Raw genomic sequence first — 19,718 nt, forward strand, 5'->3', positions numbered from 1 at the left:
GAGAAGAAACCTTAGCGAATCAGTTCCCCCACCTTCACACTGGCATCTGGGGCGAACAGCGGAGAGATGCTCTCTTCCCGATGATAGATTCGCAGACTCCGATAGAGCGCGTTAAACGGCGTCTCGGGTGCAGGCGAGGTGGGTTCGCAGTAGACCTCCAGCCGACGCTCTACGAGGTTCACCACCCAGTATTCGGGGATGCCCGCGCTGGCATACAGGCTCGCCTTCACCGTGCGGTCATACTCCAGCGAGGTGTCCGCCACTTCTATCACCAGCAGGGCGGTGCTGGGATGCGCCTGACGGTAGTCTTCGGGACTGCCGGGCACTACCGCCACGTCCGGAACGGGCTCGTGGTCGCCGATAGCGAGGGGATTTTGAATGCGGACATAGTACGGCTTGCCCGATAGCAACAGCACCAGATGCCCCGCAATGCGGTCGGTGCTGATACTGTGTTCCGGTCCTGTTGGAGCCATGCGCACAATCTCCCCGTCGATGAGTTCCACGCGGTCATCGCCGAAGAACCCCTGCTGCACGAGCCAGTGATACTCTTGCAGCGTGAACCTGCGCCGGGCAGGCGCAGTTTGCTTGGTCGGCTTCACCGTTGCTGCCTGCGACATCCTCCATCACCCGCCTCATTATACCAGTTACCCCGAAAGCAGGCAATCCGTGCTGCGCTTCAGACCTCGCCCGACCAGCACCCGCCGCCGTCCGCGCTTTGCTCATCACGCGCAGGAGACGCTGGCAAAGAGTAGCAGTTCACCACGAGGTTCGCCCTAGACGCTCAGATGAAACCTCATCCGGAGATCGGCGTGCATCGCCAAGGGCGAGGACAGAGTGCCCCTTCCCGCCTTCAATTATACAAGGGCGAGGCTCCCGCCGAGCCTTCTGCCTCTGAAAGGCTAACCCCTCGTCAGGGTCCACCAGGCTCCTCCCCGACGGCTACCCAGACGCGCCTCGATCACAAACAGAAGACCATCCGTGAGAGCCATATATTTCGCCTCCATCGGGTTGTACACGCGAGGCACGTCGCTTTCTTTCAGCACGAGGGAGTACCGGCCATCTGCCTGGGGTTCCATCGTGCGCCAGCGGAAGGTATCGGGAACCAGCCGCACCCGCACCTGCGCTCTCGCGGCAGGCTTCCCATCTGGCTGCCAGACCGTCGCCTCTATCCGCCACTCGCTGCCCGCTCGGGTCACCGCAGGACGTATCGCCAGGCTTTCGGTGACTTGCCTCGACAGGGCAAAGGCTTTGGCAAAGCGCTGCGCCCCGCAGTGCGAGTGTGCGGCAGCAAGCCATGCCTCGAAGGCGGCTGTGTCCACGCCGAGCCTGCGCCAGTGTCTGATAGTGTTCTCTGCGTTAAGGATTTGCGCCTCGCACACTGCGCGGGACGCCTCCCGCTCCAGCACCAGCAGGCGCGTGCCGAAAGGCTGCAGCGACACCCGAACCGGCAGCTTGCGGCTGAGCACCTGCCCGCTGATGGCATCGCGCACCGTGTAGCCCGGTTCATTCCCCTGCAGCAACTGTGAGTCGAGCGACACCTGCACCTCACGCGCAAAGTTGGTCCGATGGAGCAACACCACCACCAGATTCGTGCCGTCGGCGAGAGGCAAACACTCCACGCCTTTTGCCCAGCCTGCATCATCGGGGTTGGTTACCTGTACTGGGCGCAATAGCGCCATCTGCTCCAGCTGCCGTTCTATCTGTTCCACGGGCAAAGGACGCACCTTCACAGACCAGGTGGCAGCCCCGCGGTCGGTGGAGGTCTGGTGGCTAACGGTTACCGGCTCGCCCGGCGCGTCATCGGACAGGCGGATGATATTGCCTGGCAACAGTGCGAGGTCGTTACCGTGCTCGTCCTTTTCCGCCAGTGCGCCTACCGCAACCACCTTTCCCCCCGCCCGCAAATACTCGCCCAGCGCGCGGTGAGCCTGCGCTGAGAGCACAGGGTTATCCACGCTGAGCAAAACGGGCACCGCCCGCGCAAGGTCGGCGTCACACTGTGCATCATGCACAAACAGCGTATGCCATCCCCGCGAGCAGGCAACGTTATAGAGCAGAGTCCACCGGTGTTGCCACCACCGCCGCCATGTCGCGTCCGAGATAAAAATGCCCACCTGCGGTTGCAGGCGGGCACACCCTTCCAGCCACAGCGCAGCCGCCCGCAGTTCCCCAAACAGGCGTTTACACGCCGCTTCCGCGGGAGTGCCGCTGATGCCCCACTCTCCGTCCGGCAGGGAGCCTCTCCACTGCACCAGCCCGATATGCCACACGCCCATTCCCAGCGCTTCATACACCGCCCGTCGTGCGGATGCGGGAGAAAAGCTCCTGCCGCCGCCCTGTGCTCTGCTGTCCAGCTGCTTGTTCGCCAGACGCGGCGCCACCACCATCACCCCGAACGACGTTTGCATATCCAGCGTCAGGCGGTGAAGTCGTTCCGCGTCGTCGTCTATGGAGATGGGACCTGCCTCAAAGCCATCCGCCGCACCCGCCAGGTCGGTAAGGGGATAGCCCATCTTCACGCGGAAATCCAGCGCGAATGGGTTGCCGTGCGTGGGGATGAAAACGGGGCGGGTTGCGTCCAACTGGCGCAGGTGTGCGGTGTAAAGGGCGAATCGTTCGGTCATCACCGCTTCGCGGAACCGCCGCCACTGCGCAACGTCTCCGTTTTCCGGTAAACCGTGTTGCCGGCACCAGGCGCGGTAATGCGCCAGAGACTCGGGGCGAAAATCCCCTTCCGGCAACCCGAAGTAATCCGGGTAGCCCTGTTCACCGCCAATCACCCAGTAGCGCACCCGCTTTTGCTGGCGCAACAGGGGCACGGTTTCGCGCATCTGGCGCAGGGTGGCGTCGGTCAGCACCGGGTCATCGAAGGCAATCCATGGGTTCTCACCCGCGCGGATGATATTGCCGTCGCGGTCGCGCATGGCGGCTTGCGGATGCATCTGCCAGAACCAGTCGGGATACACCACAAAGAAGGCGTTATTGTGTTCGCCGATGCCAGCTCCAGCATCGACGCGCAGGTTTGCCAGCGTTGCAAAAGTGGACGTTCCCAGCGGCACAGGTGTGTCATGACGCGACGCGCGAGTAAAGAACCGCACTTTCCCACCGGCGTCCCGGCACTCGCCGATGATGCCCCATCCGCGCAGGGTCAGGTCACCCATGCGTACCAGAGTATCCTCCTGCACCGCCTGTCCCAGCCACACGTGGGCGTGAGACTTGCGCACCCCGATGCGCACCCGGTACCTCCCTGCGGGCAGTGGCTTTGCCGGTTGTAGCACCAGGTGTGGCTGGCGGCGTGGCTCTGTGTGCGCCCGCGCGAGTGGCGTCGCGGAAGCCTTCGCCACAAACAGCTCCCCCACCGCCTCGGCGTGTGAGTTGGAGGTGGTTACCAGCAGGTTGACCTGTGTCAGACCCGCTGGTGCGTCAAACTCCAGCACCATGCTGCGGCGGGTAGATACCTGCACCGGCGCGGGCAAAGGGCGTACGCCGTATCGAGCGCGTTCCTCTTTCAGGAGGTGCAGCGGCAAATGGAGTGAGGTGGCATTCGCTCCCGTGCGGTGTACCGCCCCGCGCAAATCTTCCGAACCTGTCCAGTGCCAGAAGCCGTACATTTCCGCCGGCTGTCGCTGCCAGTGCCAGAAAGCGGGATGAAGCAGGCGGGGCAGAAGGTCCGACATGTCTCACCTCACACTGGAAACGGTTTGTAAAGGGGGATATGGAAGAACCAGCTGGCAAACGCCAGCACGCCACACACCGCGTAGTCGCCCACAATCAGCCCGATGAAGAAAGGCACCGCCTTTTCGTACAGGCGCAATCCGCCAGCCCTCAACACCCCTGCTTTCACCGCACCAGCAATCACGATGGGCACCCACATCCACTCCAACGCGCCGCTTTGCGCCATCACGAACCCGCCCGGATGCAGGGGAAACCACAGGAACTGATGCCGTGCCGCCTGTAGCAACAGCACGAACACCGCCCCCCATCCCGCCGCCAGTAGCTGCGCAGTGTCGGGCTGAGGTGCAAGACCGTTCAGCTGGGAACGCAGGGTATCGAACGCCAGCCTGCCCTGATAGGTGCGCCACTGGTCGGTGACGGCGGATGCTGCGCCGTAGCGGTAATACACATCCAGCGCAATCCACAGGCTGGCAAAGATGCTCAGCAGGGAAGCAATGCCCAGCGGCACCAGAAAAGGCTTGCGGGGAATGCGTACCGTGTCCGCGAGCACCAGCATTTCGGAGTAGGTCGGCAGGGCGTGCGCCCGGAAGTCGCCAAACGAGAACCAGCGCAGGTATGCCAGCCCCACTCCCTCTGGAACCGGCATGGGCGAGCGCACCAGCGCGCGCGTCCACCACGCCACGTCGTTGCCGGGGTTCCAGATGGGTCCCAGTGCCGCCCTCAGCCAGCCGATGCTCACCATGCACAGAAAAAAGACCACAAACAGCGTCACCGCCGTCGCCGGACGCAGACCCAGCGCGATGCCAAAGGCGATTAACACCGCCAGCGAGGCTGCGAAAGCCACCCACCACAGCCTTTCTATCGGGTGGCGCAGAGATTCGACCACCCTCTCCCGTGCAGACCACGCCACCACCAGTGCGAGCGCCACAATGGCTCCCTGCGCCTGCTCCCCCGAATAGGGAAATCCGGAGCCTCCACCACCCGCCTGATTCAGCCCCCACATCCCTGCCATCAGGTTCTCCCCCTTCGACAACGCAAAAAAGAAGGCGCAGGAGAAGAGGATATTCGTGGGAACCAGTGCGAACAGCCCGATGACGCTCGGGTAAAAGGTCAGGTAGAGCGTGCCTATCCCGTTCCAGGGCGGGGGCAGTCGGCTGCCGATTTCGGTAGGCAACACGCGCAGTTCGGGCACCGATGGAACCATATAGTGTAAGGCGTTCAGCCCCTGAATCCCCACCGCCAGCGCGATGCCCACCCAGAGCATCGGTTTGCGGGCAGACCTCTCCTGGGTAAGCACCAGCGGCAGCTGCAGCATCGGGAAGGTGAGGCGTTCACGCCTCGCCCAGTGCAGGCTGAATACCGCTGCCAGACAGAACTGCGCTACCAGCAACACCGCGACGAAACCCGCCCACACCAGCACTGGCACCAGCCACGCCTTCCACACCTGCGGTAGATAGAGACTGGATTGCCCCACAAAGAACCCCTTCACCACCTCTGGCGAGCGCGGCGCGACCCACGCGGGGATATGCGCCCAGAACTCCTCCCATCGGTTGCCTGCGTTGGCAAACCAGAACGGCGCAGCCAGCGTGGTGACGAGAAACTGCACCATGCCCATCGTCGAGATGCCAACGGTGGCAGTCACCACCGCGTACATCCACAACACCTCGCGCCTGCCCAGCAGGGGAAACAGACGACGCACCAGCAACAGCCCAAGCAACACCACAACGGCAGCAACAGGCAGGGAGCTCGAGGCTAAATCCGCCGAGCGATACAGGATTTCGCTGCGGAAGACCCAGACGCACACCAAAGGCGCGAGCAGGATACCGCCTGCCGCGGCGAGCAGAGCGGACCGGGGAAGCTTTGCTCGCTTGCCCGTCGTCATGGTGCCTTGATGAGTGGCGGGTGCCTCTGCGGTATTTAACATCGGTTTGCCCTCTGCCGCGGGAACAGGCGGTCAGGCTCGCACCGGCGCCAACGCGCCTTACCCCCGCAACAACGCCATCAGGTCGCTCCAGAGCGCGTCGGCACGCACCGCCTTAATCCATCGGACGGTATCTCCGCCGACAGGGAACTCCAAATCCAGATTGTCCAGCAGACGGGGGCGGGGCAGAAGCTCCACTTCGGTCAAACCCAGCAGGTGCGCGGTGACCGTCTCATCCCAGATGGGCCAGGCGTCCTCCCTGCCCGTCGTCTGGCGGCACAGGTCGGGATGCTCGGCGAACCACCACTCCAGCAATCCCACCAGATAGTCTGCCGCCGCGCTGATTCCACCAAACCGCTCCTTCGCCTGTTCGCGCGAAAGAGTGAGACAGCGGATACACATCTCCGCACAGCCAATCGTGAGCGGCACGGAGGTTTCCAGAATCACCTGCCATGCTTTGGGGTCGTTCTGCACGTTGAACTCGCGCCCGCCGTTCGGCACGCTGTGAAACGCCATCGACACCATCCGCACCCGCTGCGCCAGCGAAGGGTCCAACAGCAGAGCCGAGGCAGCATCGGTCGCCGCGCCGATGGTTAGTAGCGTCAGCGGTTTCTCTGGCGAGTAATGTCGCGCCGTTTCCAGAATGAATTCGATCCCCTCGTTCTGCTGCGGCTTGCCCACGCTCTCCAGTGGTGTGCTGGAGCCGGGCACCACAGGCGGTTTTTCCTGTATCGGCAGGTGGTGCAGCACCTCCTGCGCTATCTCGGCGGAGCGTTGCGCCGTCAGATAAGGGGTATGCGTGGTGACAATGCCCAGCAGATTCACGCGCGGGCTTAAGGCCAGATGGGCAATCGCCCACTGGTCGTCGACCTCTGCCCCCACATCGGTGGAGAGCAGGGTATCGATGGCTTTATCCTTTGTTGTCACTGCGGTCTTTCACGCCTCCATCTTCGCAATGGGTCATCTCTGGCAAGCATATTCGGCAACCACTGCTTGCCTGCCTGCACTGTGGCGCAGGAGCCTGCGGTTCAGCCAAGAAATAGATGCACGAACGGAGGTGTTGGATGGTAAGGCGTCTGCGTTTTTCCGCACGCACGCCAGCCGAAGCGCGGCAGTGGCAGGCGCAGTGCCGCCAGAAGCTGATGGAACTCATGATGGGAGGGACACCGCCACCGCGCGTGCCGCTGCAGCCGCAGGTGCTTCGGCGCATCGAGGTGTCAGCAGGGGGATACATGCTGGAGGAAATCACCCTGCAAACCCTGCCGGACCGGCGCGTACACGCATGGATGGCGACTCCATGGAAGGTTCGGGGCAAAGTGCCTGCGGTGCTGGCGCTGCACGGGCACGGCGGCAGCGGCGAGCAAGTGGTTAAAGGCGAGGGGCTGTACTGGTACGGACGCACGCTGGCGGAGTTGGGCTATGTAGTCATCGCGCCCGACATCGGCTCGCACGACCTGCAACACGCCAGCTGGTCGCTGATGGGTGAGCGCGTGTGGGATAGCCTGCGCTGTATCGACTATCTGGTGAGCAGACCGGAGGTGGACGCCAGACGCATCGGCGTGGTGGGGCTGTCGCTGGGCGGAGAGACCACCATGTACGTCGCCGCGCTGGACGAGCGGGTGCGCCTCGCCTGCAGCAGCGGCTGGCTGACCACCGTGGAGAACATGAAGAACGGGCACTGTCCCTGCTGGAACTTTGCGGGGCTGGAGGAGCATTTCGACTTTGCCGACATCTTCGCCTGCGTTGCGCCGCGCGTGCTGCTGTGCGAGCTGGGAGAGAAAGAGCGCGCGCCAGGAGGCTTTCCCGTCGAGATTGCCCGACAGCCGGTGGAGGAGATACGGCAGGCGTATCGCGTCTTTCGGGCGGAGCAGAACTTTCACTTCGACACGCACCCGGGCGGACACGTGTTCGTGGGCAGCCGCTGGTGGGCGATGCTGCCGCAGGTGCTGGGCACAGTCGCCCCATGGCGCACGCAACGGGAGCCGGTGCAGGAGGCACTGCGTCGGGGAGAGATTGCCCGACGTGCCTTTTGCCGCGCGCTGGGCGTGCTGGATGGCTGGTGGGCAATCCGCGATAAGGAGACCCACCTTCTGCCCCGCCGCACCGACCAGCGCGTGTGGGCGCCCAACGACAACGCCGCCGACCTGATGCCCTTCCTGTATCTCACCGCCCACTTCATCGCCCTCGAGCGACTCGGCGACCTGAAACGCACCTTCGACAGCGAACGCAAACTCACCAACCGCGTGGGAGCGCTGCCCGACTGGTACGACCTCGAGAAAAAGGCGTTCGTGTATCCCGACGTGGACATCCGACGCCTGATTTTCGGCGCGGCGGAATACTGTAAGGACGGTTTACTGCCGATGACGGAGGTGATGGGCAGAGGCTGGTGGACGGAGCGCATGACCGAGCTGATAGATGCCATCTTCGAACACGCCCCCGTCCGTTCCGATTTCGGCAACCTGCCTGCCGATGACACCGAAGTGAACGGCGAACTGCTGCAGGTGCTCAGCCGTCTCTACGCGATGACGCAAGAGGAACGCTACCTGCGCTGGGCGGAGCGCATCGGCGACGCCTACTGTCTGGAGATGATCCCGCGCAACGGCGGACTACCCGCCCACCGGTGGGACTTCTCCCGCCACCAGCCCATCAGCGACGTGCTGAGCCTGAACGACCATGGTAACGAGATTATCGGCGGTGTGGCGGAGCTTTACGTAATGATGCAGCAGGCGAGCCCGCCGAAGGCGCGCCGCTATGAACGTGCCCTGCGCCAGATGTTCACCCGCTTGCTGGAGAAAGCGCGCAACACCGACGGCTTGTGGTATGCTCTGCTCACCGCCTCTACCGCCGAGGTACGCACCCGCGCAGTACCCGATACCTGGGGCTACGCGCTGAGCGGCGTATACACTTTCGGCATGGCGACAGGGGACGAAGGGTTTATCCACGCAGCGCGGCGCGCCCTGCAGAACATCCACCAGCCGCAGTATCTGCTATGGGAAGGCGCGGACTCCTTCGCCGACTCCATCGAGGGCGCGCTGTTGCTGCTGAACCGCCTGCCCGTGGAAGGCGGCTTTCGCTGGCTGGAGGCGGTGCTTCCCCATTTTCTCAGCAGGCAACGGGAGGACGGCATCGTAGAGGGCTGGTATGGCGACGGCAACACCGCCCGCACCGCGCTGATGGTCGCGCTCTACCACACCCAGGGCATCGTGCCGCGCCCCTGGCGAACCGATTTGTGCGTGGGAGCCATCCACCATGGGGGTGGTCTGACCGTTGCGCTATCTGCCAATGCCGATTGGCAGGGCGTGCTACGGTTCGACCTGCCCCGCCACCGCGAATACCTGAAACTACCGATAAACTATCCCCGCCTGAACGAGTTCCCCGAGTGGTTTACCGTTAAAACGGGACGGAACTACCGGGTGAGAGTGGGGCGGGAGGAGCGGCACGCACGCGGCGCAGAGTTGCAGCACGGACTGCCTGTCGTGGTGCGCCGGCAACAGACACTCGTGGTGAGAGTGCAGGATAGTCGTTGAGAAGAGTCTTAGGAAACCGAAGGCGGTTCCTCCGCCACTGCTTTCCCCCCGTGGTTGGGACGCAGGGAAGGGAACAGCGCCAGGATGACAATCCACAGGCTTGCCGCTACGGGCATCGCCAGCAACATCCCCCAGATTCCGAACAGCTTCGCCCCCACAATCAGTGCGAAGATGCTGGCGATGGGGTGCAACCCCACCGAACCGCCCACGATTCGCGGCACCAGCAGCTGGTCAAACAGCGTATTGACCACCATCGCCGTGCCCACCACCAGCAGGGTGTACTTCCACGAATGCGCCGACACCGCGAACAGCCACAGCACCTGCCCCTCCCCTCCGAAAAAGGCAACCAGTCCGGAGGTGAGCGCGATGGACAACGCGCCGATGTAGGGCACCAGATACAGCAGACCAGCCAGTGTGCCCAGCACGATGCTGTAGCGCAGTCCCAGCAGGGTGAAGAGAACTGCCATCGTGATGCCGTAGAGGATGGCGACGGTAGTCAGCCCTTTCAGGTAGCCTGTCCACACCACGCCCAGTGCGCGCAGCAGCGATTGCACGGAGGCGCGTGAACCCTCGGGGATCATGTCCAGCACGCGCTGGCAGATGCGCGGCAGATCCACCATCGCAAAGAACGCAATGATAGGAATAAGCACCAGCCACAGCAGTTTGCCCAGCAACGAGGTGACGTAGTTCAGCAGGTTGCTCATCCACGCTGTTACCTGCGCGTTAATCTGCTCCGAGTAGCGGTCTATCAGCTGCTGGGGGTCTTCGGGCAGGTTCATGCGCTGAAGGGTGGCATGATGCCGTTTGAGAAACGGCTGCAGTTCCTCCTGAAACCAGTCGTTGGCGCCGCGAATATATCCCGGCAGGTCCTTAATGAGTCCCTGCAATTGCGTGACAATCAGGGGAACCACATACAGCAGCAACGCTACAATCAGCAAAATGAAAGCGATGAATACCAGCACGGTGGACATCCGGCGGGAATAGCCCCGACGCTCGAGCGCACGCAGCTGACCATCTAGCAGACCTGCTATCGCGAACGCGATGACGAACGGTACAAGCACATCCCGCACGTAGTAGAGTGCCGCTACGATCAGCAGCAGCATGCCCCCTCCCACCCATGGGCGGATACGTGCGGGCAACAGCGAAGGGAGGTCTGCCTGTGCCTCACCGAACAGAGCTGTAACATCGCCCGCCCGATTCACGGGCGGGCGACGGGTTTGTGCGGGTTCACTATGCTTGCGCTTGCTCCGGGGCATGCTCTCCTGCCTCAACGGCTTGCTCCCCGCCAGCAGTCTTCTGGCGTATCGTGGACGCTACCGTCTCCAGAGCGGGCTTGATGCGTTGAGAGAGCTCGGACACGCTCTCCTTCAGCTTCTCGATGGATTTCGCAAGCTCCTCACGGGTCTCCTGTCCCGACTTGGGTGCCAGCAACAAAGCCACCACTGCACCCACAATCGCGCCAATGCCAATCCCAGCCAGCACGCTCAACAACACGGTGCGCTCACCTTCCGAGTTGTTCGCCATCGTTCTCTCCTCCTCTCTCTTGTTCAGATTGTGCCCCAGCAGGGGGCTCTTCCGTGTTTTTTGACCCATCCGGCGACGGTGGAGTTTCGGTGGGTTGTTCGCCCTTCAGCACCGCGAAACCCTTCCGCAACGCCTCCATCCATACACCCGGACGGGACAGGGGCGAAGCAGCTACCGATTTCACCGCCTTCGCCACCTTCTGCGGACGTGTGACCGCGTCCACCACAGACAGAACGCGCTCGATGCGCTCGATCTTCGCGACGAGACTCTGCGCCACTTTCAGCAGGTGCCTTATGGTCACCAGCGCGTCGCGGGCGGAAGGGATGACCTCATCGTTCAGCGTGGCGCCTGCCTCTTTCATCGCAGGCATCAATGCAGCGCGCGTTTCGTTCAGGATGGTATCTGTCGATTCCAGAACACGATTCAGCCGGTTGATGGCAGGAGGCAGTTCCTGAAGCGCGGGCAACGCCTGACCACGAAGCTCCACGATAGTACGTTCTGCTTCGGTGACCGTGCGACGCAGGCGAATCACCACAGGTATCAGCAACGCCAGCACCACAATCGCCAATATAATCAGGACCACAACGCCAAGCTGAATCAACCCTTCCATTCTTCCTGCTCCAATCGCTTCGAAATCGTACCGCCACCAACCACTATCTCGCCGCGGTAAAACACCGCCGCCTGCCCCGGCGTAATCGCCCGCTGCGGCGACTCAAACTCCACCTCCACGCACGTTGCCGTGTCCGTCGGGAAGATGGTTGCAGGCGCCTCAGGCATATTGTAACGTATCCTTGCCTGTACTGCAAGTGGCTTCGTTAACCTGTCAACCGCAATCCAGTTGACATCTTCCACCAGAAACCGGCGGCAGTAGAGATACCGCTCGGGACCAACGAGCACCACGTTGTTCTGGGCGTCGATATCCACCACATACAGCGGTTCCTGATGCCCCGAGAGCCCCAGACCGCGCCGTTGCCCGATGGTGAAAAAGGCGATGCCCGGATGCCTGCCCAGCAGGTTGCCGTACACGTCGCGTATCTCGCCCGGACGCATCGACTCGGGGACACGTCTCTGCAGAAAAGCGCGATACCCTCCCGCCTCGGCGACGAAGCAAATCTCCTGGCTGTCCGGCTTGTCGGCAACGGGCAACCCCAGCTCACGAGCCAGCGCGCGCGTCTGCGTCTTGCTGGGCAACTCCCCCAGTGGGAACAGCGTGCGCGCCAGCTGCGCCTGCGTCATCGGAAACAACACGTAGGACTGGTCTTTCTCGTGGTTGACCGCCTTCAGCAACAACCACCGTCCGCTCTTTTCGTCGTACTGGATCCGAGCGTAGTGCCCGGTGGCGATGTACTGTGCGCCCAGCTCGTCCGCTTTCTCCAGAAAGGCGTCGAACTTCACAAAGCGGTTGCACTGCACGCAGGGGTTGGGCGTGCGCCCGCGCTGATACTCCGCGATGAAGTCGGCAATCACTGTTTGCGCGAACTGCTGGCGGAAATTCAGCACATAGTGGGGAATACCCAGTATCTTCGCCACGCGGCGCGCATCCACCACCGCACCCAGCGAACAGCAACCGCTGTGGCGTGGGTCGGTCTGGCTCTCCTGCCAGATTTGCAGGGTAATGCCCACGACCTCATAGCCCTGCTTTGCCAGCAGCGCTGCTGCCACCGAACTGTCTACGCCGCCACTCATCGCCACGGCGACCAGAGGCTTGTTTGCCATCTGCTTTCCCTCCGTGTGCATTATACCTGCTCAGGGGGAAAGCAGTCGCATCATCAACACTTCGCTAGCCAGCTGCACGTTGGCGTTGCCTTCCACTGCGCGGCGCATGTCCAGGATGGTTTCCAGTGTTCGCATCAACCGCTGTACACCCATTGCGGTGGCGGCGCGCCGCAATCGCGGTTCATCCCCCTGATAAACAACGCCGCTGGTCTCTCCCCCGCACGCCATCCACAGCGCATCGCGGAACCACGCGCACAGCGCATCCATCGCTAGCAGCAGCGCGCCGCGAGAGGGGGCTTTGGTTTTGCTGGAGGGTTCGGCGTCGCCGCCATCTTTCTCATGGAGAGAGATATCGATGCTGGCGAGTGCGCGTAACCGTTCCGCAAGCACCAGTGCCGGGGCTGTGCCGTGCGGTTCCGTTGCCACCGCATACGCCAGGTCTGCCAAAGAGTCCCACAGCTTCATCGCCTGCGGTTGTGTGGCGAACGACCAGGCTCTGCCGGGGCACCCCTGCGACAACAGCGCGCCCCGCTGAGCCAGCGACGGCTCCACCCCGTGCTGGGTGATGAGCCAATCAGCGATCACAGATGTCTGCACAGGATAAAGCGGCACCCACTGGCAGCGGGAGCGGATGGTCTCAATCACATCCTCTGGCATCGGCGCGAGCAGCAGAAACACGGCGTATGGCGGTGGTTCCTCGATGGTCTTCAGCAGGCTGTTCGCAGCGGCTTCAGTGAGCGTTTCGGCGCGTGTGAAGATATACACTATCCGCCTGCCAAATTGCGGAGCAAAGTTGATCGTGCGCCCGATAACCCCCACCTGATGCGCTTTTGCCTCGCGCGGCACGCTGTGCCCATCCCAGAGCTGCCAGATAAGCGTCTGCTCGGAGTAAGGGGCTATGGTATGGATTTCGGGGTGCGACCCGCGCATCAGACGACGGCAGCTCTCACACTCTCCGCAGGCTTCTCCCTCCAGCGAGGGGTAAAGACAGGCAAGCGCGGCGGCAAAGGCATGGGCGACCGTATGTTTGCCCACCCCTGCCGCCCCAGTCAACAGGTAGGCGTGCGCCACCTCTCCAGAGGCAATCGTCCGGCGCAGCAGGCGCAACGCCATCTCATGCCCCACCACCTGCGAAAAGAATATCGGTAATGCCGCCATGCTGTTGTAAAGACTCTCCGCGTTAAATCAGCGGCGTCTTGCCCGGCATTGCTACCTCATCCACCGGCATATCGCCGAACTGGGTCAGGTTCTTAACCAGGTTCAGTTTGGACTCCTTCAGCGCGAAGTGCCACGTCACCTCCTGTCCGGTGTATGCCGCCATCCGTCCCATAATGGCGGTCAGCGTGCTCAGCGCGACCTGCTCACCCTCGTTCAGCGGCTTGCCTTCGCGGATGCTGTTGATGAGGTCGGTATGCTCCTGCACGTAGGGGTTATTGCCGCCCTCGTTGCGCCACTGAACCTTGCCGCGAATCCAGCCAGCAGGGTCGGACACGCCCTCCGTGCCGATGACGTATTCACCCACGCGGTTAGCACAGCCGTCAATCTGCCGGCACATGCTCAGCACGCGCACACCTCCCGGATACTCATACTCGATGGCGAAGTGGTCGTAGATGTGACCGTATGCCGGGTCAGTGCGCACCTGCCGCCCGCCCATGCCAATGCACTTCACGGGATAGGCTTGCAGTACCCAGTTGATGACGTCCAGGTTGTGGATGTGCTGTTCCACAATGTGGTCGCCGGACAGCCAGGTGAAGTACAGCCAGTTGCGAATTTGCCACTCGATATCGCTCATGCCCGGCTGCCTGTCCCACTTCCACAAACCGCCCTGGTTCCAGTAGCACTGCGCCGCCACGATTTTGCCAATCGCTCCGTCATGGATGCGCTTGATGGTCTCAATGTAGCCTTTCTGGTGCCTGCGCTGCGTACCAGCCACCACGCCCAGCCCCTTTTGCTTTGCCAGATTGGCGGCTTCCAGCACCATACGCACCCCAGTGGGGCAGACGGCGACGGGCTTCTCCATAAACACGTGCTTGCCCGCCTCCACCGCCGCTTTGAAATGAATGGGGCGAAAGCCCGGCGGCTCTGCCAGTATGACCATATCCACGCCGCTGTGGATGACTTTCAGGTAGTTGTCGAAGCCCCAGAAGACGCGCTCACGGGTGACCTTAAAGCGGTCGCCAAGGTTCTGCAGGCTATTGAACGCGCCTTCCGCACGGTCCTGGAACAGGTCGCCCAGTGCCCAGATTTCCACGTTGGGCGCGGCGTTGACGGCATCACGGGCAGCTCCGGTGCCGCGCCCACCACATCCGATGACGCCGACCCGGATGCGGTCACTACCCTGCGCCCAGGCGTAGTTCCAGCCCAGCACACCCGACGCCAGCGCTACCGTGCCAGCGCCCAGCGAGGTTTTCAGGAAGTCCCTGCGGGTGACGTTTCTGCGTTTCATCATCATCGCCTCCTTAAGGATTAAATCTGTTCGAACGCTTTGTCTGTGCAAGGCAACGAGATGCTTCGCTATTGCTCAGCATGACAGCGACATGTCATTCTGAGCAACGCGAAGAATCTCCATACCCATTCGCCAGCGCACAGGGTGGCGCAACCGGGCCCAACTGGTCAAAGCCTCCTCACACCAGCGGCGTCTTGCCCGGCATTGCCACCTCATCTACCGGCATCTCACCGAAAGCGGTCACGTTGCGCACCAGGTTCAGCTTCGACTCTTTCAGTGCAAACTCCCACGTGACCTCCTGACCGGTGTATGCCGCCATGCGTCCCATGATGGCGGTCAGTGTGCTTTCAGCGACCTGCACACCTTCGTTAATCGGCTTGCCCGCGCGCACGCTGGCTATCAGGTCGGCGTGTTCCTGCACATAGGGGTTAGCCCGCCCCTCCCAGCGCCAGTTCTCCTTGCCGCGCACCCAGAAGGTGTCGAACCCCTCCAGTTTCGCCTGCCCTTCGGTGCCGATGACCTGATTGGTCACCCGGTTCAGGCAACCGTCCATTTGTCGGCACATGGCGGTGACCCGTGCGCCGTTGGGATACACGTACTCGATGGCGAAGTGGTCATAGATGTGACCGTATGCCGGGTCGGTGCGCACCTGCCGCCCGCCCATGCCGATACACCGCTCCGGCGGCGAGCCCATCACCCAGTTCATGACGTCGATGTTATGCACGAACTGTTCCACGATGTGGTCGCCGGACAGCCAGGTGAAGTACAGCCAGTTGCGGATTTGCCACTCGATATCGCTCATGCCGGGCTGGCGGTCCCACTTCCACAGCCCGCCGGTCAGGTAGTAGGCATACGCCGCCACCACCTTGCCGATGGAACCACCGTGGATGCGTTGGATGGTCTCGATGTATCCCGGATGGTGGCGGTACTGCGTACCGGCGACCACCCCCAGCTTCTTCTGTTCCGCCTGTTTCGCTGCCGCGATGATCATCCGCACGCCTTCGGGGCAAACGGCGACGGGTTTCTCCATAAACACATGCTTGCCTGCTTCCACCGCTGCCTGAAAGTGGATCGGGCGAAAACCGGGCGGGGTGGCGAGCAGCACGTAGTCCACGCCGCTGTCTATCACGCGCTTGTAGGCATCAAAGCCCACAAAGCACCTGCTGTCGGTCACCTTCATTTTATTGCCCAGGTTCGCCAGCGACCGGCGGCAATTGTCCAGCCTGTCCTGGAATAGGTCACCCAGCGCCCAGATTTCCACGCCCTCGGCAGCACTGGCGGCGTCACGCGCGGCGCCCGTACCGCGTCCGCCGCAGCCGATAAGGCCCACCCGAATACGGTCGCTACCCTGTGCCCAGGCGTAGTTCCAGCCCAGTGCGCTGGCAGTGATGACAGTAGCCCCTGCGCTCTTCAGGAACTGTCGTCGTGAGAGATGGCGATTATGCTGCATGGTAACACCTCCTGTATCAGCGATGTATCGCCGAGAAGTAGCCCGCCAGAAAGACCAGTGGGGCATTGTAGTAAATAGCAGGCTCCGTTAGAGTCCAGTTGTTCGGGTCTGGACGGAAATGCTTCGATGGATAGGCGGAGATTCCGCGCGACTCCCACTGGTTGACCCCTCCGGGCACGACGCCGGGTGGAGTGGGCAGTCTTGCCGCAGCCGAGCGTCCATAAATGGTGTGGTAAATCGTCGTGACGCGCGAACCGTACCCTGTCACCATGCTGGTGGCTACTGCGTTTCTGCCCAGCAAGTAGTGCAAAGCGTCCTCCGCCAACCGGACATACTCCTCCTTCGGGACGAACCGATTCGCCAGCAGGGTGTAGTAGCCCATCTTGGCGATAATCTGGTTGGAGCTCCAGCAGTAATGGTCAGAGTTCCAAAGCGGCACGGAATGGGCATCCGTTCGCCACGCTTGCACGGCGCGGTCTGCCAGCTCCAGCCAGTAGGCACGTGCTTTCTGGCGCAGTCCGCCACCTTCTCGCTGTGAAAGCGCCAGCACGCCTACCGAGCAGTCATACACCGCCCACATCAGCGTGTCCGCGACTGCCATCTGTCGCCGTTCACGCAGTAATTCGTCCAGCGCGCGCTCCGCGGCCTTTCGGTACTCCTCCTCACCGGTGGTATCCCACAACGGTGCCGCGGCTGTCAGCAGATGTTCAGGCTTCGCCCCATCGGCGAAAAGACGCCTCCACGCCAGTCTTGCCGCCTCCAGATAACGCTGCGCCTTCGCACGCAGGGCGGGTATGGTGGCAAAGGTGCGCGCCGCGCGAGCCCATACGGCAGCGCATACCGCCGTTGCCTCCTGCGTGGGGGGGAGCAGGCGGCGTTCCTCCTGCAGCCACTCGGTGGTCTGCCGTCGGGGTGCTGCGCTCTCGTGCAGACGGTCATACACCGCCCCTGCCTGCGCGCCCTCGCGAATCTGCATCTTCAGTAGCCAGTCGAGCTCCCATGCCGCTTCGTCCAGAATATCTGGAATGCCGTTACCCGATTCGGGAATGTTCAGCTGCCCATCGGTAAACGCTTCCGGCTTCAGGTCGTACAGGTCGAGCATGAAGAACAGTGCATGGCGCACCCACGGAGGATATTTGTTGCAGTCGCCCGCGTCATGCCAGCCGCCAGTGACATCGCGCGGGTCCTTGCCCTCGCGCGTTACCGCCTGCTTGTCTCCGAGGTGACAGAGTGGACGGGCATAGTCACCCGCATATTGTTTCGTGAGCTCGATGTTGCAGCGTTGCAGGTAATAGAAACGCACCGCGTCCACGAAGAGCCTGTCGTAGATGCCCTCACGGATTTCAAAAGCTGGCGAAGGTTCCATGCCCTCCGCCTCGATGCGGTACTTGCCCGGCTGCCTGAGCGCGCTGAAATCCGCCTCGTAAACTGTATCGCCCGACACCGGGTCGTTCTCCTTAACCAGGCGCGCTGCGCCCTCGTAGACTACCTTGCCCGAATCCGCTTCCACCACACGAAACCGTTTCACTGGCGCACTGATTTTGGCAATCTTTACCATGCGCGGCAGGTAGCCCAGTTGATTCACCTTGATGGGCGGATGTTGCCGTTCGGGCGACGTGGTGACGAAGCGAATCTGCCGAAGATAGAAGGTCATCGGGCGCGCCTCACCTTCGTTGAGCACGACCACCTTGATGCAGTCGTCCAGTTCCACCCCTGAAGAATCACGAACAAGGTCGGCGATGGGAATACGCACCTTTTGCCAGTTGGTAGATACCCGGACATAGCGAGAGATAGGCACGACCGCGTTGACATCGGTGTCTGGTCCCGCGCTATCCCGGTCCGAGTCGGCAAAACCGATGCGAAACGCCTCACCGCCAGCCTCGCCCTTTACTTCGAACTCCATCACACCGTCCGGCAGGTAGTCGTCCAGATACCAGCGCACCCAGCCTCGTCGCGCCAGACCGATGCCCCAGTTGCCCCCTGTACCGGCAACCCGCACCTGAATAGCAGGCTGTCCGTCCACCTGCACCACCGGTACCTGTCCGTTCACGTTCGCAACGACACATCCCCCGTTCGCAAACTGGTACCCGTCCGAATAGGCAGGCGGGGAAAGCGTGTCCACAATGGCAGTAACACGCTGAGGTGCCCTGATAGACTCGGATTGCGCACACCCTGCCACCACAACAATCCACACCATCAACGCAAGAATCCACCGCATCTTTCCGTGCCTCCGGTTTATTCTTCGCCAGAGGAAGCCGTTTTCCTGCGCCCCAAACTGTCTAAAGGAGAGGCAGTCAGAGCCGTCGAATGAAAAGATAAGGGGGTGAAACTACCGATGCAATCACCGGTCTGGCAGCTACGGTTGTCCTGGAGCGATGACCCAAAAACCACCATGAGTATCACCTGGCAGAGCCGGGAGCCGCTATCGCAGCCAACGGTGCATTACGGCGAGGGCGGTGCGTTGTCGCAAACCGCTGCGGCGCGACGGATTCGCTACGCACAGGAAACGGGTCCGCTCTATCAGGTTACCCTGTGCAACCTGAATCCGGGTGCTACTTACTCCTACCGTGTGGGCGACGCTGGCAAGGGATGGAGCGAGGCACACACCTTCCGAACCGCTCCGGCAGCGCCCCCTGCCCGCTTCGTGTTCACCGCTTTTGCCGACCACGGCGTGACTCCCGCTGCGAAGCAGAACGTGCGTCGCGTGCTGGCAGGAGAAAAGCCGGCTTTTCACCTCATCATGGGCGACCTCTCCTACGCCAACGGCAACCAGCCCATCTGGGACGACTGGTTCGAACTGCTGGAACCGCTGGCATCACAAGTGCCTGTGATGGTATGTCCCGGCAACCACGAAGACGAGCGTGACATCCGCTTTGCGACCTATCTGGCTCGGTTTGCTCTGCCCGAGAAGGAGCTGTACTACCGCTTCGACTACGGCAACACCCGCTTCATCCTGTTCAACTCGCAGGACTTCCGTGATGCGGAGCAGCTGCGCTGGTTCGAAAGGGAACTCCGTGAAGCCCGACGCGACTCCACAGTGCGCTGGGTTATCGTGGCGATGCATCACCCGCTGTATAGCTCCACCGTCAGGCGCCTGAACGACACCGCGCGCATCGCGGTACTGCAACCGCTGTTCGACAAATACCGCCCAGATTTGGTGCTGCTTGGACATCACCACAATTACGAGCGCACCTACCCTCTGCTGGGCGGCAAGCCTGTGGTGCGCCATCCGAACCGCTACCGGCGAGGGCAGGGCGTCATCTACGTCACCAGCGGGGGCGGCGGCAAGTCGCTGTACGATCTGACCCCCGAACAACCAGCCTTCACTGCCAAACGCGAGAAATGCTACCAGTACCTGCGCATCACTGTTTCCGACAAATCACTGCGGGTAGAATGCCATCGTACGGAGGATAACAGTCTTCTGGAACGGTTCGAAATCGTGCGCTAAAGGAGGGTGCT

The 19,718-nt window shown here is 62.1% G+C and carries 14 protein-coding genes; 2 read left to right on the top strand and 12 right to left on the bottom strand.

Annotated elements, in window-relative coordinates; genetic code table 11:
* Positions 1–11 precede the first annotated feature (11 nt).
* The 4 genes from K6U75_12595 to K6U75_12610 all read right to left on the bottom strand — a co-directional run bounded on the left by K6U75_12595 (position 12) and on the right by K6U75_12610 (position 6,523).
* Positions 12–617 carry a Uma2 family endonuclease gene (locus K6U75_12595; protein MCL6475878.1) on the bottom strand — a complete coding sequence of 202 codons (606 nt, stop codon included), beginning with the start codon at positions 615–617 and terminating at the stop codon, positions 12–14.
* A 282-nt stretch (positions 618–899) separates the two neighbouring features.
* Positions 900–3,677 (bottom strand): hypothetical protein, encoded by a 2,778-nt coding sequence (locus K6U75_12600; GenBank protein MCL6475879.1) that lies wholly within the window; start codon positions 3,675–3,677, stop codon positions 900–902.
* Positions 3,678–3,685: 8 nt separating this feature from the next.
* Positions 3,686–5,599, bottom strand: coding sequence for a hypothetical protein (locus tag K6U75_12605; GenBank protein MCL6475880.1), 1,914 nt, complete (start codon positions 5,597–5,599; stop codon positions 3,686–3,688).
* A 57-nt stretch (positions 5,600–5,656) separates the two neighbouring features.
* Positions 5,657–6,523, bottom strand: coding sequence for a nucleoside hydrolase (locus tag K6U75_12610; protein ID MCL6475881.1), 867 nt, complete (start codon positions 6,521–6,523; stop codon positions 5,657–5,659).
* Between the two features lie 137 nt (positions 6,524–6,660).
* Between K6U75_12610 and K6U75_12615 the strand changes: the two genes are divergently transcribed.
* Positions 6,661–9,123, top strand: a complete 2,463-nt coding sequence (locus K6U75_12615) for an acetylxylan esterase (protein MCL6475882.1) — start codon at positions 6,661–6,663, stop codon at positions 9,121–9,123.
* 8 nt (positions 9,124–9,131) lie between these two features.
* On the opposite strand, the gene K6U75_12620 is transcribed toward K6U75_12615, so the two are convergent.
* The 8 genes from K6U75_12620 to K6U75_12655 form a co-directional block, all read right to left on the bottom strand.
* On the bottom strand, positions 9,132–10,379 hold the full coding sequence (locus K6U75_12620) for an AI-2E family transporter (protein ID MCL6475883.1): 1,248 nt from the start codon (positions 10,377–10,379) through the stop codon (positions 9,132–9,134).
* The gene (locus tag K6U75_12625; protein ID MCL6475884.1) at positions 10,354–10,647 is read right to left on the bottom strand and encodes a YtxH domain-containing protein; all 294 of its coding nucleotides are present in this window, start codon (positions 10,645–10,647) and stop codon (positions 10,354–10,356) included. Before K6U75_12625 ends, K6U75_12620 begins: the two co-directional genes overlap by 26 nt.
* Positions 10,625–11,257: a DUF948 domain-containing protein gene (locus K6U75_12630; GenBank protein ID MCL6475885.1), complete on the bottom strand. Its 633-nt coding sequence runs from the start codon at positions 11,255–11,257 to the stop codon at positions 10,625–10,627. Before K6U75_12630 ends, K6U75_12625 begins: the two co-directional genes overlap by 23 nt.
* A complete protein-coding gene (gene mnmA / locus K6U75_12635) occupies positions 11,245–12,333 on the bottom strand; it encodes a tRNA 2-thiouridine(34) synthase MnmA (protein MCL6475886.1) in 1,089 nt (362 codons plus the stop codon). The genes K6U75_12630 and mnmA overlap by 13 nt, the downstream gene beginning before the upstream one ends.
* A gap of 60 nt (positions 12,334–12,393) precedes the next feature.
* Positions 12,394–13,521, bottom strand: coding sequence for a hypothetical protein (locus K6U75_12640; protein MCL6475887.1), 1,128 nt, complete (start codon positions 13,519–13,521; stop codon positions 12,394–12,396).
* A 22-nt stretch (positions 13,522–13,543) separates the two neighbouring features.
* Positions 13,544–14,812 (bottom strand): Gfo/Idh/MocA family oxidoreductase, encoded by a 1,269-nt coding sequence (locus K6U75_12645; protein MCL6475888.1) that lies wholly within the window; start codon positions 14,810–14,812, stop codon positions 13,544–13,546.
* 175 nt (positions 14,813–14,987) lie between these two features.
* Entirely contained in the window at positions 14,988–16,259 is a 1,272-nt protein-coding gene (locus K6U75_12650) for a Gfo/Idh/MocA family oxidoreductase (protein ID MCL6475889.1), read from the bottom strand.
* 16 nt (positions 16,260–16,275) lie between these two features.
* A complete protein-coding gene (locus K6U75_12655; protein MCL6475890.1) occupies positions 16,276–18,477 on the bottom strand; it encodes a glycoside hydrolase family 9 protein in 2,202 nt (733 codons plus the stop codon).
* A gap of 117 nt (positions 18,478–18,594) precedes the next feature.
* On the opposite strand from K6U75_12655, the gene K6U75_12660 reads away from it, so the two are divergent.
* Complete coding sequence (locus K6U75_12660) at positions 18,595–19,707, top strand: purple acid phosphatase (protein MCL6475891.1); 1,113 nt, start codon at positions 18,595–18,597, stop codon at positions 19,705–19,707.
* Positions 19,708–19,718 lie beyond the last annotated feature (11 nt).

The organism is Bacillota bacterium, assembly GCA_023511455.1.
GTDB lineage: Bacteria > Armatimonadota > HRBIN16 > HRBIN16 > HRBIN16 > HRBIN16.